The following is a 15,726-nucleotide window of genomic DNA, read 5'->3' as shown; positions in this document are numbered from 1 at the left end:
CATGTTAAGCATTAAAAATTTACAGGTCAGTGTGGAAGATAAGGCGATCCTGCGTGGGCTGAGCCTGGATATTGGCCCCGGAGAGGTACACGCCATTATGGGGCCGAACGGTTCCGGGAAAAGTACGCTTTCCGCAACGCTCGCCGGGCGCGATGACTACGAAGTCACCGGCGGGACGGTAGAATTCAACGGTAAGGATTTACTGGAACTGTCACCTGAAGACCGGGCCGGTGAAGGGATCTTTATGGCATTTCAGTATCCGGTAGAAATCCCCGGCGTCAGTAATCAGTTTTTCCTGCAAACGGCACTGAATGCGGTGCGCAGCTACCGTGGTGAAGAGTCGCTGGACAGGTTTGACTTCCAGGATCTGATGGAAGAGAAAATCGCGTTATTGAAGATGCCGGAAGATTTGTTAACGCGTTCGGTCAACGTTGGTTTCTCCGGTGGCGAGAAAAAGCGTAATGACATTTTGCAAATGGCGGTGCTGGAACCTCAGCTGTGCATTCTTGATGAGTCGGACTCCGGGCTGGATATCGACGCGCTGAAAGTCGTTGCGGATGGCGTGAACTCGCTGCGCGACGGGCAACGTTCATTCATTATTGTCACCCACTATCAGCGCATCCTGGATTACATCAAACCCGATTATGTGCACGTTCTCTACCAGGGGCGAATTGTGAAATCCGGTGATTTCACGCTGGTAAAACAACTGGAGGAGCAAGGTTATGGCTGGCTTAGCGAACAGCAGTAACGTGCTGCAACAGTGGCATCATCTGTTTGAAACGCAAGGGAAGACGCGCTCGCACCATGCCCAGCAGCACCTGCAGCAGATGCTGCGTCTGGGACTGCCAACGCGTAAGCATGAGGACTGGAAATACACGCCGCTGGAAGGATTAACCAACAGCCAGTTTGTCAGTCATGTCACTGAGATAACGTCCGCCCAGTGTGAAGCGTTAGCGCCGGCTATTGATGCTGTCCGCCTGGTGTTTGTTGACGGGCAATTCTGTCCAACGCTCAGCGACAGCGCAGAAGGTAGCGGGTTTAACATTACCGTTGATGATGTGCGCCAGTCGCTACCGGCGGCTATCCAACCGGAAGTCTTTCTGCACCTGACCGAAAGCCTCTCCCGCAGCGTAACGCACATTCAGGTGAGGCGTAACCAGCGACCGGCAAAACCGTTGCTGCTGCTGCACATTACCCAGGGGCTGGCGGGCGATGAGGTGAATACGGCGCACTATCGCCACCATCTGGACCTGGCAGAAGGCGCAGAAGCCACCGTCATTGAACAGTATGTCAGCCTCAGCGAATATCGCCATTTTACCGGTGCACGATTAACGATGAACGTCGCGGCAAACGCACACTTGCGCCACATCAAACTGGCGTTTGAGAATCCGCTCAGCCACCACTTCGCGCATAATGATATTCAGTTGGGCGCTGATGCCACGGCCGCCAGCCACAGCTTTTTACTCGGTGATGCGGTGTTGCGCCATAACACCAGCACCCAGCTTAACGGCGAAAACACCACGCTTCGGCTTAACAGCCTGGCGATGCCGGTGAAAAATGAAGTCTGCGATACCCGCACCTGGCTTGCGCACAACAAGGGATATTGCAACAGTCGACAACTGCATAAAACGATTGTCAGCGATAAGGGGCGGGCGGTATTCAATGGCCTGATCAACGTCGCTAAGCACGCCATTAAAACCGACGGTCAGATGACCAACAATAATTTGCTGCTCGGAAAACTGGCGGAAGTGGATACCAAACCGCAGCTTGAAATTTATGCCGACGACGTGAAATGCAGCCACGGGGCGACGGTAGGGCGGATCGACGACGAGCAGATGTTCTATCTGCGTTCGCGCGGGATCGGCCAGCAGGATGCCCAACAAATGATTCTCTATGCGTTTGCCGCTGAGCTGACGGAGGCCCTGGGCGAGGAAACGATGAAACAACAGGTCCTGGCACGGATCGCCCAACGCTTGCCGGGAGGCGTAGCATGACATTTCCCATTGAAAAAGTGCGGGCTGATTTTCCGGTCCTGACGCGTGAAGTGAACGGTTTACCGTTGGCGTATCTGGATAGCGCCGCCAGCGCGCAAAAGCCTAACCAGGTGATTGATGCCGAAGCCGAGTTTTACCGTCACGGCTATGCCGCGGTCCACCGCGGGATCCATACGCTGAGCGCGCAGGCCACGGAAAAAATGGAGAATGTACGCAAGCTCGCCTCGCTGTTTATCAACGCCCGTTCAGCTGAAGAACTGGTGTTTGTTCGCGGCACAACGGAAGGTATCAACCTGGTAGCTAACAGCTGGGGCGGCAGCAATGTGCGGGCGGGCGATAACATTATCATCAGCGAAATGGAGCACCACGCCAATATTGTGCCCTGGCAGATGTTGTGCGCCCGCGTAGGTGCAGAACTGCGCGTTATTCCGCTCAATACAGAGGGTACGTTGCAACTGGAAACGCTGCCGACGCTGTTTGACGATCGCACGAAACTGCTGGCGATTACCCATGTGTCTAACGTGCTGGGCACGGAAAACCCATTGGTTGAGATGATTGAGCTGGCGCATCAATACGGCGCGAAAGTGCTGGTGGATGGCGCACAGGCAGTTATGCATCATCAGGTGGATGTGCAGGCGCTGGATTGCGACTTCTATGTTTTCTCTGGGCACAAGCTCTACGGGCCAACCGGTATTGGCGTTCTGTATGCCAGAGAGTCGTTGCTGCAGGAAATGCCGCCGTGGGAAGGCGGTGGGTCGATGATTGCGACGGTGAGCCTGAGCCAGGGGACGACGTGGGCCAAAGCCCCCTGGCGGTTTGAAGCCGGAACGCCAAACACCGGGGGGATTATTGGACTCGGCGCGGCTATTGAATATGTTTCCGCGCTGGGGCTTACTGAAATCAGCGAATATGAACAATTCCTGATGCGCTATGCGCTGGAACAGCTGGCGGATGTGCCGGATTTAACGCTCTACGGGCCGGATAACCGTCTGGGGGTGATTGCGTTTAACCTCGGCAAACATCATGCCTATGATGTCGGAAGTTTTCTTGATAACTATGGTATCGCCGTGCGGACAGGGCATCACTGCGCTATGCCGCTGATGGCCTACTATAACGTTCCTGCGATGTGCCGGGCGTCGATTGCCATGTACAACACCCACGAAGAAGTGGATCGCCTGGTAACGGGCCTCAAGCGTATTCATCACTTACTGGGATAACAGGGAGGCGTTATGGCTGCGCTACCGGATAAAGAAAAGTTGTTGCGTAATTTTCTGCGTTGCGCTAATTGGGAAGAGAAATACCTGTACATTATTGAACTGGGTCAGCGTTTGCCGGAATTAAACGACGACGATCGTAATACGGAAAATAGCATCCAGGGCTGTCAAAGTCAGGTATGGATTGTCATGCGTCAGAATGCTGAAGGAATTATTGAATTACAGGGCGACAGCGATGCGGCAATTGTGAAAGGGCTTATCGCTGTCGTATTCATTTTATATGACCGCATGACCGCCCAGGATATTGTGAATTTTGATGTGCGTCCGTGGTTTGAAAAAATGGCGCTCGCACAGCATCTCACACCGTCTCGTTCACAAGGGCTGGAGGCGATGATTCGGGCTATTCGCACCAAAGCCGCAACTCTTAGCTAAACTGATAAAACACGTCAATTTTCAGCTCGACGTGAAAGAGTGAGGTAGTGCAACGCAGTGACTCGTAGGCCGGATCGGGCGCTCGACGCCGTCCGGCAGGAACGCCAGGGGGGTGAGTATGAAACGCGCGTCTGTTATTACGTTAATGCTAATCGGCGCTTACAGCGCTATTCAGGCCGCATGGGCGGTCGATTATCCTTTGCCTCAGGCGAACAGCCGTCTTGTTGGGCAAAATCAAACTTACACCGTGCAGGAAGGCGATAAAAACCTACAGGCGATTGCCCGTAAGTTTGATACCGCCGCAATGCTGATTCTTGAAGCCAATAATACGATTGCCCCCGTACCTAAACCCGGAACGCTGATTACTATTCCCTCGCAATTACTGCTACCGGATGCACCCCGAGAAGGCATTATTGTGAATCTGGCGGAACTGCGTTTGTATTACTTCCCGCCGGGAGAGAATATTGTTCAGGTTTTCCCAATTGGTATCGGTTTGCAGGGGCTGGAAACGCCGGTAATGGAAACCCGGGTTGGGCAGAAAATCCCGAATCCGACCTGGACCCCTACAGCAGGCATCCGTAAACGCTCTTTGGAGCGCGGCATAACATTACCGCCGATAGTACCTGCCGGGCCAAATAACCCGTTAGGACGCTTTGCACTGCGTCTGGCGCATGGAAACGGTGAATATCTGATCCATGGCACCAGTGCGCCTGACAGCGTGGGACTGCGCGTAAGTTCTGGGTGTATTCGCATGAACGCGCCGGACATCAAAGCACTGTTTGCTCAGGTCCGGACAGGAACGCCGGTTCGGGTGATTAATGAGCCGATAAAATATTCGATAGAGCCGAACGGAATGCGCTATGTCGAGGTGCATCGACCGCTGTCGCCGGAAGAGGAGCAAAACGTCCAGACCATGCCGTATGTGCTGCCAGCCGGTTTTACCCAGTTTAAAGACAATAAAGCCGTGGATAACAGTTTGGTGGAAAGAGCCTTGTATCGTCGTGCGGGCTATCCGGTCACCGTAACGGCCGGGCAAGCGTCGGTCGTAAGCAATGGCGCGGAAGTGAAGTCTGCACAGAATGGCGTGCCGGGAGAGGATGCAGAGGTGCGCGCTACGCAATAACAGGGAAGGGAAATTCAGAGCAAAAAAAATGGCGCACAATGTGCGCCATTTTTATTACACAGATACTATTACTTGCGGTATTTAGTAGCTGCGTTGTCCAGACGCTGGTTAGCGCGAGCTGCGTCATCTTTAGCAGCCTGAACGTCGGAACGCATTGCGTTCACGTCGTTGCTCAGCTGGTCAACTTTAGCGTTCAGAGTCTGAACGTCAGAAGACAGCTGATCGATTTTAGCGTTGCTGGAGCAACCTGCCAGCAGAGTAGAACCCAGGATTACCGCGCCCAGTACCAGTTTAGTACGATTCATTATTAATACCCTCTAGATTGAGTTAATCTCCATGTAGCGTTACAAGTATTACACAAAGTTTTTTATGTTGAGAATATTTTTTTGATGGGAATGCACTTATTTTTGATCGTTCGCTCAAAGAAGCATCGAATTGTGCAAAAACGGCTAAAAACCCGAGTGAAAACAGAAAGCTTCCATCGGATTCATCTTAGATAATCACGGATTAGATAGTGAAATCCGATTTGATTTTTTATTAATTGTAGCTATCGATAAAATAAAAAAAGCGCCACCAGGGCGCTTTTTTAAGCAAATTAATTCGCGTTGGAATTATTACAGCACGTGAACGGATGCCGTGTTGGTCGTGCCGCTCGGAACCAGTGCACCGGAAACCATCACCACAACGTCACCTTTCTGAGCCAGACCGCTTTCCAGAGCGACTTCTTTACCCAGACGATAGAAATCATCGGTAGAGCTGATTTCTTTAACCACCTGTGCAACAACGCCTTTGCTCAGCACCAGCTGACGCGCGGTAGTTTCGTTGGTGGTCAGCGCCAGGATGGTGGCATCCGGGAAGTATTTACGTACTGCGCGAGCAGATTTACCGCCCTGGGTTGCTACAACGATCAGCGGAGCATCCAGTTTTTCTGCAGTTTCAACCGCGCCACGGCAAACGGCTTCGGTGATGCGCAGTTTGCGGCTGTCGTTGTTGAAGTCCAGACGGCTGGTCATCACGCGGTCGGTACGCTCACATATGGTTGCCATGATGGTGACGGCTTCCAGCGGGTATTTACCTTTTGCAGACTCGCCAGACAGCATTACTGCATCGGTACCGTCAAGGATGGCGTTCGCTACGTCACCGGCTTCAGCGCGGGTCGGACGCGGGTTTTTGATCATGGAGTCCAGCATCTGGGTCGCAGTGATAACTACTTTACGTGCACGGATACATTTTTCGATGATCATCTTCTGCGCGAAGATAACTTCTTCAACCGGGATCTCAACACCCATGTCGCCACGAGCAACCATGATGCCGTCAGATGCTTCGAGGATTTCGTCGAAGTTGTTCAGGCCTTCCTGGTTTTCGATTTTGGAGATGATCTGGATGTTTTCGCCGCCGTGCGCTTTCAGGTGCTCACGGATTTCAACGACGTCAGAACGTTTACGGATAAAGGATGCTGCAACGAAGTCAACGCCTTGCTCGCAACCGAAGATCAGGTCCTGTTTGTCTTTTTCAGCCAGTGCTGGCAGCGCGATGGAAACGCCCGGCAGGTTAACGCCTTTGTTTTCGCCCAGGTCGCCGTTGTTCAGCACTTTACAGATAACTTTGTTACCTTCGATAGCGGTAACTTCCATGCCGATCAGACCATCGTCAACCAGAACGGTATTGCCGACGGACAGATCTTTAGTGAAGCCTTCATAAGTAACAGCAACGATTTCGTTGTTGCCGACAACGGATTTGTCGGTGGTGAAGGTGAAGGTCTGGCCCGCTTTCAGGGAAACGTCGTTACCGCCTTCCAGTTTGATGGTACGGATTTCCGGACCTTTGGTGTCGAGCAGGATTGCGGCTTTCTTGCCGGTTTTGCTCATGACGTTGCGCAAATTCTTGATGCGCTGACCGTGTTCTTCATAGTCCCCGTGGGAGAAGTTCAGACGCATGACGTTCATGCCCGCGTCCAGCATTTTGGTTAACATCTCTTCGGATTCGGTTTTCGGACCGATGGTGCAAACAATTTTCGTCTTTTTCATGACAGTCTTAGTCTTTAAGTTGAGAAGGATATGGAAATCTGGCTCCCGCCGCGCACGGACGGGAAGCTAAACCTGAGTTACGAAAGTTGTGATGCCTCGCTCTAAGGATAGGTGACATCGAAAGAGCGTGCAGAGGAATGTGTGCTTGTGTTTCAGCCCAACGGGATGGTGAGTTTTGTAGTCGTTGAGTTTTACAGGTCAATGTGCTGAAACCATTCAAGAGACAATTGGCGCGCATTATACGCTGAAAATTATCAAAAAGGAAAATGGAAACAGCGTTTCAAAACACTTCTGTGCAGTTTTACAGAAAATATTCATTAATTTGTTTCCAGGTATGGATAAAGAGGTTATTCGCAGCAGCATTTGTTGCGCAACAAGGTGTAATTGTCATCCCAATCCCGTTCAGCTAACACCTTAGTTTCAGAAAGCATCAACATGTGTTGGCGGAGGTAATGAACATCCCATCGCAGAGAAAGGGTTCCGTTCACCTCATGTTCATCGTTTCTCTGAAACACCGATTCCTGTGAACGTGTTAAGGGTACTATCGCCGTACCCTTAACAATCCCGGCTCCCGGCAGGAAAATTGCCGCTCCGCGGTCCCCTCCGTTTATTCCTCCAGGCTACCGGGCCGGGCGCGAGGAAGCGTCCCTGCAAAACGCGCCCTGAACCCGCATCCCTGCGGGTTCTCCCGGCCTTACGGAAACACGTCGGCAATTTTCAGCCGGACCAGCCCACACCTGACCCCCTGCGTTTTTTATCTGAACAGCAAAACAGATTTAACTGGAAGTCAGTGCGTTGCAGCGATGACCCCGTTCCGGCTGAAAATCGATGAGGCGTTGACGGCTGACCGGGTCTGCCCGCAGGGATGCGGGCAGAGGGGACGGCCTGCAGGGACGCAGGCCCGGCCCCGGCCCGACAGGCAGACGGCATAAGACGAATGAATCGCATCGCGACGATTTTCCCGCCGGGAGCCTGGGTTGCAAGGGAGGCGGCGGTGAGCCTCTCTTGCACGTTCACGGGTATCTGAGCCTCATAGAATTGATACCACTGAGGTGAACGGAACCCTGAGCCGAAATCATATGTTCTCCATAATGCTTAACTGACAAGCATTACATCCCAATCCCTGACTTTCTGTGTATAACGCCGACCAAGTCGACATATTTCTAAAAGTTATATCAAATGCGTTTTAATTCATTTTAAAAGCCAATCTCACTGATTACACTCGTTTGGACATCCATACTGCTAAACAGCCAAAAGCGCTAGCAGCAGAACAATAAGCAGCAGCGGATACCTAAACGACATGATTGTCCTGAAAAATATTTCGAAAGTGTTTACGCCAGGCAGGCTTGCCATTACCGCTGTCGATAACGTCAACCTGACGGTTGAACAGGGACAGATTTACGGAATTATTGGTTACAGCGGGGCGGGGAAAAGCACCTTAATACGCTTACTTAATGGTCTGGAAAAACCGACTTCAGGCAGCGTAACGATTAACGGCCACGATATCTCTGCCGCCCGTGGGGAAGCGTTACGTCAGGCGCGACTGAAAATCAGCATGGTGTTTCAACACTTCAATTTGCTGTGGTCACGAACGGTTAGTGAAAATATTGCGTTCTCTATGCAAATTGCTGGAGCGCCAAAAGCATCAATTAAAGCGCGAGTTGCTGAACTGATTTCGCTGGTGGGGCTGAGCGGTCGTGAAAATGCGTATCCGTCCCAGCTTAGCGGTGGGCAAAAACAGCGGGTAGGAATTGCCCGTGCGCTGGCGAACAATCCTGACGTTCTGCTGTGTGACGAAGCCACTTCGGCGCTGGATCCGCAAACTACCGATCAGATCCTCGATTTGCTGCTCGATATTAATCGCCGCTTCAAATTAACCATTGTGCTGATCACGCATGAAATGCACGTGGTACGCAAAATCTGCGATCGCGTCGCGGTAATGGAAAACGGCAGGGTCGTTGAGGAAGGCGACGTGCTCAACGTCTTTACTCATCCGCAGCAGCCGATCACCCGACAGTTCGTTCGTCAGGTGAGTCAGTACACCGAGGAAGACGAGTTTAACCCACAGTTGGCCAGCGAGTTGGGCGGTGTGGTGATCAAGCTAACGTTTACCGGGCAACGTACGCATCGGCCTGTGGTTGGCGAATTGACCCTGCGCTATGGCCTGCCGTTTAACATTTTACACGGCAAGATGACGCAAACCGCGCACGGCGTGTTTGGTCAGCTTTGGGTGCACGTTGTGGCCTCTGAGGAACAATTGAACAATATTTTGGCCGATCTGCGCCAGAGCGACATTGAAGGCGAGGTGATCAACCATGGCTGAAGAACTGTTTCCTCATCTGAAGTGGGAACAACTGCTGGCAGCAACCCAGGAAACGCTCTACATGACGGTCCTTTCTGGCGCGGCGACCTTTGTCCTGGGCGTTGCACTTGGTCTGGCGCTGTTCCTGACCGCACGCGGCGGACTGTTTCACAATCGCGCGGTGTATAGCGTTATTTCGCTGGTGGTGAATATCTTTCGTTCCATCCCGTTCATCATTCTGATCGTGCTGCTGATCCCGTTTACCAAAGCGATGGTTGGCACCATTCTCGGCGCTAATGCCGCGTTGCCTGCGCTGATTGTAGGGGCGGCACCGTTTTATGCGCGTCTGGTCGAAATTGCCCTGCGTGAAGTCGACAAAGGGGTTATTGAGGCGACGCGTTCGATGGGCGCACGGCTAAGCACGCTTATTTTTCGGGTTTTACTGCCGGAATCCTCTCCTGCTCTGGTGTCCGGGATCACCGTGACGCTGATTGCGCTGGTCAGCTACAGCGCGATGGCAGGGGTGATTGGCGCCGGTGGTTTAGGGAATCTTGCCTATCTGGAAGGTTTTCAGCGCAACCACAGCGACGTCACGCTGGTGGCGACGGTGACGATTTTGCTCATTGTCTTCATCATCCAGCTTTGCGGCGATGTGATCACCTCTCTGTTAGATAAACGCTAATAAAATACGGAAACCATTATCATGAAAAAATCACTGACGTTACTCGCCGCAGCAACCTTAAGCGCCCTGAGCTTTGCCTCCTGGGCTGATACTCTGACCGTTGGCGCCTCCAACGTGCCGCACGCGGAGATCCTTGAGCAGGCTAAGCCCATTCTGGCAAAGCAGGGGATCGATTTAGAGATTAAACCGTTCCAGGATTACATTCTGCCCAACACCGCGCTGGCTGGCCGTGAGATTGATGCTAACTACTTCCAGCATATTCCGTACCTGAACAGCGTGATTAAAGATCATGCGGGCGATAAAACCTATGATTTTGTCAGCGCCGGAGCGATTCACATCGAGCCAATTGGGATCTATTCGAAAAAAGTGAAATCGCTTAAAGATCTGCCGGAAGGCGGCAAGGTCATCATGCGCGATGCGGTATCTGAGGAAGGCCGTATTCTGTCGATTTTCGAAAAAGAGGGCGTAATCAAGCTGAAGCCGGGCGTGGATAAAGTCACCGCGCGCATTAGCGATATCGTCGAGAACCCGAAAAAACTGAAGTTCCTGCCTAACGTGGAAGCCGCGCTGTTACCGCAGATGTATAACAACGACGAAGGCGATGCGGTGGTGATTAACGCCAACTACGCCATCGACGCCGGGCTGGATCCGGTGAAAGATCCTATCGCTGTCGAAAGTGGTGAAAACAACCCGTATGCCAACATCATTACCGTGCATCGTGGCGACGAGAAGAAAAAAGATATCGTGGCGCTGGTTGATGTCCTGCACTCAAAAGAGATCCAGGACTGGATCCGCACCAAATATAAAGGTGCGGTGATCCCGGTAAATAACTGATCCGCTGGCGTTGCCTTATCCGGCCTACGAAGTTCTGTAGGCCGGATAAAACGCGTTGGTGTGGCCATCCGGCGCTAGAGTTTCACTCGCTCAATCCTCGCTGGCAACCCCTGGCGCACCGCTGCACCTGACACCCAGTCAAGCCAGGTATTGGCTACCTGCCGGGTAGGATCCGCAAAGCCCAAATCGTTGAGATTAATCCCCGACCTTATTTGTGCGTCAAACGCCATCGGCTTGCCGTCGAGCGTATGCTGCGCCGCGCCCATTTCTTTATGCCCATAACCGTGTTCAATGGCGATCACGCCCGGCATCACGCCATTAAGCAGGCTTATCTGCGCCTGCGCCTGACCGCCAGGCGTGGTGATACGCACCATATCGCCGTGCGCTAAACCATATCGTTGACCATCCTGCGGATTAAGCGCCACCAGATTAACCGGCTTCAGATGATGCAGACGTGGGATCACCGCCGTGGCGCTGGACATGGTATTGGATTTAAAAGAAATCAGTTTCAGCGGCCACTCTTGTTCCGGGAACAACTCCTCGACCGCACGCCCATCTGACAGGCGTGAAGGATACCAGGCCGGGCAGCCGCTGTAGCGCTCGCCGGTAATTGCATGGCGGTGCGCGGCGACGTCCGCATTCCAGATTTGTAGCGGTTTTTCCCACGCATTGCCTATCCGATTCTCAACCCGCCCGCTGTTGTCCGGCGCAAAACGCCCACCGCGGGAGTAGATAAACGTCACCCGGCTGATTTCATCGGCTTTCAGCGTTTGGGTCATCACAGGCACGATCCGCTGTACCCCAGTCAACGCCAGGTCTTCCGGTTGCGCTTCAGCGACCGGCGCTTTGCCCATAAACGCAATATTGGCGGCGAGTCGCAGGTAGTAATCTTCCGCACGATTCAACGGATAGTGATTGCCCTGCGGATCGGTAATCGCATTGTCACCAAATCCGGGGAGCCCGATACGTTTTGCCACTGCGATACAGAAAGATTCCATCGAGGCGGGTTGACCATCAGCGGTACTGCTGGTTGCCGCTGTCACTACCGGCCAACGCGCGGTGGTGGCTTTACTGGCAACGCCGGCCCACGGGGCGCTGAATCCCCAACTTTCGAAGTTGTGGGTATCTGGCACGATGTAATCGGCCAGCGCCGTGGTTTCGTTCATAAAGGCGTCAATAGCGATAAACAGCGGCAGACGCGCAGGATCCTTGAGCTTTTCTTCCGCCACGCCGCGCAATCCTGCGATGCCGTAGAACGGGTTAGTCATGTTGGAGATCCAGGCTTTCAGTGGATAAGGGTAGCCTTCCAGCGCCGAGACGAGGAGTTCGGTAAGCTGGCCTGCGACAAACGGATACCACGGGGCTTTGGCCGGGAAGGGCGATTGTCCGGCCGCCACCTTATTGCGATACTCTTCGGAAGACTCATAAGCAGTTTTACTGCGCGCGATGCTTAATCCTTTTGGTTTTACCTTCCCGGCGAAGCTGTCCATGTTGTAGCGCGGACCGTCGGTGGCGCCATTGAACTTGCCGCCGCCGACAAATACGCCGCCTTCAAGACTGAGATTGCCAATCAGCGCATTGAGCATCATCACCGCCCAGGCGTTATAAAATCCATTGCCTGCCATCATTCCACCGTGCGTAATCACCGCCGCCTGGCGGCCATGGCGGGTAAACGCGTCGGCCAGGGTGCCAATGTCAGCTTCAGACACGCCGCATTGTTGGCTGTACTGCGTCAGCGTTAGTTTCCCGGCGGACTCTTTCAGACACTGGAAGCTGCTTTTTACCGTCACCGTCTGACCGTCTGCCAGCGTGACCTGGCGGGTGACGAACAGCTGCGCGCGTGGGCAACTGCTGGCGGCGACAATTTCGCCGGCCTCGTTAATGACCACCGGCTCCTGGGCGGCGTTTGCATTCAGGTGCGCGAGGGTTAAATGCTGTCCGGCAAGGGTTGGAAGCTCATCGGTAATCACCAGATGCGTGGCGTTAGTCCAGCTTTTTTCTCCGGCCTGCTGCATGGCCTGTACGCCGGGAATGGTGAGATAATCGGCGTTATAACGCTGCTTTTCGATAATCCAACGGATCATCCCCATCGCCAGTGCGGAGTCACTTCCCGGACGTACAGGCTGCCAGTGGCCGCGATTGTCAGCCTGCACCGTGGTCAATGGCAGGGCCGGCGCCACCACCACATAACGGAAGTCGTCGCGTAAACGGGCGCTGGCCAGTTGGCGAGCCTGGCGCTTAAACGGGTTACCGGATTGCGCCGGAGACGTTCCCATAAATAGCGCGAATTTGACGTTGTCCCAGTCGGGCTTCACGTGGGTATTTTTATCCAGATCGCCCATTAACGCACCGGAACCGGCCCGATATGCCAGACCACAGTAAGCGCCATGAGCGCCGAAGTTTTTACTGCCAAAACTATTTAATGCAAAGCGGCGCAAAAATGTATCACGTCCTTCATCGCTGGTATTGGTGACCAGCAGTTGATTGGATTTAGGGCCAAAGCCGGGATGCCTGGCATCAAGCGGTGTGTTGGTGTCATGGATTGCCCGCAAGCCGTCAACGTGGCCTTCACCAAACAAGTCGCCGCCTTCCACCACCTCTTTGATCAGCTGTTCGAAGCTGATGCGCTGCCATTTTCCCTCACCGCGTTTGCCGACACGTTTCATGGGCTGGAGAATGCGTAACGGGCTGTATAAACCTTCAAGTAAGGTTGCGCCACGGGCGCAGGCCGTGGAACGCGCGTCAAGACCCGTTTCGCCCGCCAGTTGTTCCATTGCGGTGGTAAAGGGGACGGAGGCGTCAATATGGTGCTCGTGAGACAATGGGTGATAGGGGTTGCCCGCAATGCGCAACACTTGGCCTTGTTCGCTGTCAACGCGCACCCGCACGCCACACTGCGTCCAGCAGCCGAAGCACTGCGTCATGGAGATAACCTGCTGCGGGTTCTGCTGCCAGCGCGGCTGGGCATTGGCTTCGGGGATGAGGGCGTTACCAAAGATGCGGTCTCGGGTAATTTTGCCCGAGGAGCCGTCCAGCAAACCGTCTATCGCGCGCTTTGCCACATCCCGATAACTCAGGCCAAAAGTCACCATACCACCTACGGCAAGGCCTACTTTAAGCCACTGACGACGGGTTAAATTAGCCATGTTGCATTCTCCTTGCGATCGCGTTCAGGGCTTCACGAACAATAATGATCAGTGCTATCCACAGGCCGAAGGTGCCCACAATGGCCAGCCAGCCATCGGTACCACCGGGCAGGGTATAAGGATTAAACAGCGCGTTAAATTTCGGTACGGTCTGCACCTGGATAAGTAATGTCCAGCGCATCAGCCAGCACAGCGCCATCGCGCTAAATGCAAGTAATATGCGCAGCGGCAGCGATAAGGGGTTACGGAGCACCAGCCCGCACAGGACAAGCGAAACAACCCATAGCGCAACCCAACCGATAGCGTAGTGTCGTGCTAACGGGGCAACGTTCAGCCATTGGCGAATAGCCGAACCGGAAAGCGTATTGCCGCTCACCCATATCACCACGACCAAAGCCAGTACCATCAGGGTGACTGTCTGCCCCCACGCCAGTTTGCGGGCCAATGTTCCCTCGCGTTTTGCCGCGGCGATGAGCAGGGCGAGAAACGTTTGCAGCGCGCTGAGGAACATCGCAACCGGGAAGGCGTAGCTGAACCAGACGGGACGCGCCTGCACTACCGACACTTCGCGGCCGGTGTATACCAGCAACCCCATGGCTGACAAGGCGCTACCTATCGCCAGCCACTTGGTGACACTGTAACTTTTAAGCGTTAGCCGTTTAACATGCTGCGCCAGAAACCACAGACCTAAGAAGCCGGTAAAGAGCGGTAAAAACAGCGCGCCCCAGGGCATCCAGGACCACGGCGTCGGCCAGGCGTAGAAATGCCAGACGCGGGCGGTTTGGTGTAAGTCAGCGGTCAGCGCCAGCGGCGCGGTAATCGCGCAGGTCAGGGCGATTAACAGCGTCAGGTTTTCCAGTTCCGGCATCTCTTGTTTACGCCAGTGAAGCACGCAGGCGAACAGCGCGGCGCAGGCGGCAATGCCGATGAAAAAGAAATATTGTACGGCCCAGGGTAACCAGCTTACGTCCTGGGGATGGGCCAGAACCTCTTCAATAACCAGTGAATGGTTCATTTAAACCTCCTGCCAGAGAGCGGGTTGAGCACGTCCCATCAACGGGGTTACAAACGCTTCGTCCAGACCCAGATAGAACACGTGCGGTGATGTCCCGTTTTCCGGTTTCAGGACTTTGATGGCGTCATGGTGTTCACGCAGCATTTGAGAAATCCGGCTGTGCGGATCTTTGATATCGCCTATGATGCGCGCGCCGCCGACGCAGGATTCCACGCAGGCCGGGAGCAGGCCTGCTTCGAGGCGATGAACGCAAAAGGTACATTTATCGGCGGTTTGTGTTTCATGGTTGATGAACCGCGCATCATAAGGGCAGGCCTGCACGCAGTAGGCGCAGCCCACGCAGCGCGTGTTGTCGACCACCACAATGCCGTCTTCGCGTTGGAAGGTAGCCTGTACCGGGCAAACGGGCACGCAGGGAGGATTATCACAATGGTTGCACAGCCGCGGCAGCAGGACGTTGGTGACGCTCTGCTGACCTTCAATCTGCACCTGGTACTGGTTAACGAGGGTGCGAAATTCACCCTGTGGCGTCTGGTTTTCAATGGCGCAACTGACAGTACAGGCCTGGCAGCCGATACAGCGTCGCAGGTCAACCAGCATGGCGTAGCGATGCTGAAGTGAGCCTTCATGGCGTTCAGGCGAGAAGGGAAATTGCGCCTGAGCCAAGGGTACCAGTGATGCGCCAGCGGTCAGGACGCCCAGTTGCTGGAGAAACTGCCGTTTACTGCTGTCCATATTTTCTCCCGTCACGATGCAACAACGAAACATTGGTCACGCCGTTGGTTTGCGTGTGATGAATAAAGAATCTTGATGATTTACAGTGTAAAAATCGTGACGGGGGGTACTCTATTGTGGTTAACCACATACCCGGCTTGTTGTTGATCTAAAACAACATAATTGACAGGGATAATTGAGTGGGACGCAACGTAGCAAAATGTCTGACGGTGCTGGTGTCGC

At 53.8% G+C, this 15,726-nt stretch carries 14 protein-coding genes; 8 read left to right on the top strand and 6 right to left on the bottom strand.

Going from position 1 to position 15,726, the window contains the following annotated elements:
* Position 1: 1 nt before the first annotated feature.
* From sufC to HV345_RS13260, 5 genes are all read left to right on the top strand, one after another.
* The gene (gene sufC / locus HV345_RS13280; protein WP_016152907.1) at positions 2 to 748 is read left to right on the top strand and encodes a Fe-S cluster assembly ATPase SufC; all 747 of its coding nucleotides are present in this window, start codon (positions 2 to 4) and stop codon (positions 746 to 748) included.
* Complete coding sequence (sufD, locus tag HV345_RS13275) at positions 723 to 1,994, top strand: Fe-S cluster assembly protein SufD (protein WP_181635667.1); 1,272 nt, start codon at positions 723 to 725, stop codon at positions 1,992 to 1,994. The genes sufC and sufD overlap by 26 nt, the downstream gene beginning before the upstream one ends.
* Positions 1,991 to 3,211 carry a cysteine desulfurase SufS gene (gene sufS, locus HV345_RS13270; protein WP_016156370.1) on the top strand — a complete coding sequence of 407 codons (1,221 nt, stop codon included), beginning with the start codon at positions 1,991 to 1,993 and terminating at the stop codon, positions 3,209 to 3,211. The genes sufD and sufS overlap by 4 nt, the downstream gene beginning before the upstream one ends.
* 12 nt (positions 3,212 to 3,223) lie before the next feature.
* A complete protein-coding gene (sufE, locus tag HV345_RS13265) occupies positions 3,224 to 3,640 on the top strand; it encodes a cysteine desulfuration protein SufE (RefSeq protein ID WP_016152910.1) in 417 nt (138 codons plus the stop codon).
* A 118-nt stretch (positions 3,641 to 3,758) separates the two neighbouring features.
* The gene (locus HV345_RS13260; protein ID WP_094761864.1) at positions 3,759 to 4,763 is read left to right on the top strand and encodes a L,D-transpeptidase family protein; all 1,005 of its coding nucleotides are present in this window, start codon (positions 3,759 to 3,761) and stop codon (positions 4,761 to 4,763) included.
* Positions 4,764 to 4,831: 68 nt separating this feature from the next.
* On the opposite strand, the gene lpp is transcribed toward HV345_RS13260, so the two are convergent.
* From lpp to HV345_RS26440, 3 genes are all read right to left on the bottom strand, one after another.
* On the bottom strand, positions 4,832 to 5,068 hold the full coding sequence (gene lpp, locus HV345_RS13255) for a murein lipoprotein Lpp (RefSeq protein WP_003029373.1): 237 nt from the start codon (positions 5,066 to 5,068) through the stop codon (positions 4,832 to 4,834).
* Between the two features lie 309 nt (positions 5,069 to 5,377).
* Positions 5,378 to 6,790, bottom strand: a complete 1,413-nt coding sequence (gene pykF, locus HV345_RS13250) for a pyruvate kinase PykF (RefSeq protein ID WP_016152912.1) — start codon at positions 6,788 to 6,790, stop codon at positions 5,378 to 5,380.
* A gap of 7 nt (positions 6,791 to 6,797) precedes the next feature.
* The gene (locus tag HV345_RS26440; protein WP_242637968.1) at positions 6,798 to 6,992 is read right to left on the bottom strand and encodes a hypothetical protein; all 195 of its coding nucleotides are present in this window, start codon (positions 6,990 to 6,992) and stop codon (positions 6,798 to 6,800) included.
* A gap of 1,098 nt (positions 6,993 to 8,090) precedes the next feature.
* On the opposite strand from HV345_RS26440, the gene HV345_RS13245 reads away from it, so the two are divergent.
* From HV345_RS13245 to HV345_RS13235, 3 genes are read left to right on the top strand one after another with little or no spacing between them, the layout of a single operon-like run.
* Positions 8,091 to 9,113, top strand: coding sequence for a methionine ABC transporter ATP-binding protein (locus HV345_RS13245; RefSeq protein ID WP_109017532.1), 1,023 nt, complete (start codon positions 8,091 to 8,093; stop codon positions 9,111 to 9,113).
* Entirely contained in the window at positions 9,106 to 9,774 is a 669-nt protein-coding gene (locus HV345_RS13240) for a methionine ABC transporter permease (protein ID WP_016152914.1), read from the top strand. The genes HV345_RS13245 and HV345_RS13240 overlap by 8 nt, the downstream gene beginning before the upstream one ends.
* A 21-nt stretch (positions 9,775 to 9,795) precedes the next feature.
* Positions 9,796 to 10,608, top strand: coding sequence for a MetQ/NlpA family ABC transporter substrate-binding protein (locus HV345_RS13235; RefSeq protein WP_003029358.1), 813 nt, complete (start codon positions 9,796 to 9,798; stop codon positions 10,606 to 10,608).
* Positions 10,609 to 10,682: 74 nt separating this feature from the next.
* On the opposite strand, the gene ttrA is transcribed toward HV345_RS13235, so the two are convergent.
* The 3 genes from ttrA to ttrB are packed head-to-tail and all read right to left on the bottom strand — an operon-like array spanning position 10,683 to position 15,504.
* Positions 10,683 to 13,754 carry a tetrathionate reductase subunit TtrA gene (gene ttrA / locus HV345_RS13230; protein WP_181635666.1) on the bottom strand — a complete coding sequence of 1,024 codons (3,072 nt, stop codon included), beginning with the start codon at positions 13,752 to 13,754 and terminating at the stop codon, positions 10,683 to 10,685.
* Positions 13,747 to 14,769, bottom strand: a complete 1,023-nt coding sequence (gene ttrC, locus HV345_RS13225) for a tetrathionate reductase subunit TtrC (RefSeq protein WP_181635665.1) — start codon at positions 14,767 to 14,769, stop codon at positions 13,747 to 13,749. Before ttrC ends, ttrA begins: the two co-directional genes overlap by 8 nt.
* The gene (gene ttrB, locus HV345_RS13220; RefSeq protein WP_019076686.1) at positions 14,770 to 15,504 is read right to left on the bottom strand and encodes a tetrathionate reductase subunit TtrB; all 735 of its coding nucleotides are present in this window, start codon (positions 15,502 to 15,504) and stop codon (positions 14,770 to 14,772) included.
* Positions 15,505 to 15,726 lie beyond the last annotated feature (222 nt).

The organism is Citrobacter sp. RHBSTW-00986 (assembly GCF_013783065.1).
GTDB lineage: Bacteria > Pseudomonadota > Gammaproteobacteria > Enterobacterales > Enterobacteriaceae > Citrobacter > Citrobacter braakii.
This window is presented reverse-complemented; position numbering and strand designations above follow the sequence as displayed.